The organism is Kitasatospora sp. NPDC007106 (genome assembly GCF_040634455.1).
GTDB classification, from domain to species: Bacteria; Actinomycetota; Actinomycetes; order Streptomycetales; family Streptomycetaceae; genus Kitasatospora; species Kitasatospora arboriphila.
Genome location: NZ_JBEYFP010001438.1, coordinates 1 through 1075, shown reverse-complemented (window position 1 = coordinate 1075; position 1075 = coordinate 1). Strand labels below are relative to the sequence as shown.

The window sequence follows — 1075 nt, the reverse complement described above, 5'->3', positions numbered from 1 at the left end:
GCCGGAGGTCAACTACTACGTCGGCGGCAACACCAAGTTCTACGGCGCCGCCCTGTTCCGGCTGCGCCCCGAGGACTTCGGCGAACTGCGCCACCACGACGGAGTCTCCCCGGCCTGGCCCATCCGCTACGAGGACCTCGAGCCCTACTACACCCAGGCCGAGCACCTCTACCTCGTCCACGGCCGGCACGGCGAGGACCCCACCGAGGGCCCGGCGAGCGCCCAGTACGCCCACCCCCCGGTCGAGCACGAGCCGCGGATCCAGCAACTCAGCGACGACCTGGAGAAGCAGGGCCTGCACCCGTTCCACCTGCCGATCGGCGTGAACCTCACCCAGGACGCCACCGGGAAGGCCACGCACGACAGCGCCTGCATCCGCTGCGACCGGGTCGACGGCTTCCCCTGCCTGATCGGCGCCAAGTCGGACGCCCAGGTCATCTGCGTGGACCCGGCGCTGCGGCACGACAACGTCCGGATGATCACCCATGCCGACGTGCGGCGCCTGGAGACCGACCCCACCGGCCGGACGGTCACCGGGGTGGTCGCCGACCTCGGCGACGGCAGCACCGAGACCTTCACCGGCGACATCGTCGTGGTGGCCTGCGGAGCGGTGAACTCGGCCGTGCTGCTGCTGCGCTCGGCCAACGACAAGCACCCGGCGGGCCTGGCCAACAGCTCCGGCGTGGTCGGCCGCCACTACATGCGGCACAACAACCTGGCGCTGATGGCCGTCTCCAAGGAGCCCAACCCGACGGCCTTCCAGAAGACCCTGGCCCTCCACGACTGGTACCTCGCCGGGGACGACTGGGAGTTCCCGATGGGCGGGATCCAGATGCTGGGCAAGTCGGACGCCGCGCAGATCCACGGCGAGGCCCCGCGCTGGGCGGGCGCCGTCACCCCCGACATGCCGTTCGAGGTCCTCGCGCACCACGCCGTCGACTTCTGGCTCTGCGGCGAGGACCTCCCCGCCGCCGACAACCGGGTCACCCTGGACGCCGACGGCAACGTCCACCTCGCCCTGGACGAGAAGAACAACACCGCCGGACTGAAGCGGCTCCGCCACAAGCTCCAGAGC

1 protein-coding gene is annotated in these 1075 nt (G+C 70.9%); it reads left to right on the top strand.

What is annotated here, in order from left to right; all coding sequences use genetic code 11:
- The coding region (locus ABZ641_RS39105) for a GMC family oxidoreductase (RefSeq protein WP_359989484.1) at window positions 1–1075 on the top strand (1075 nt) is incomplete at both ends.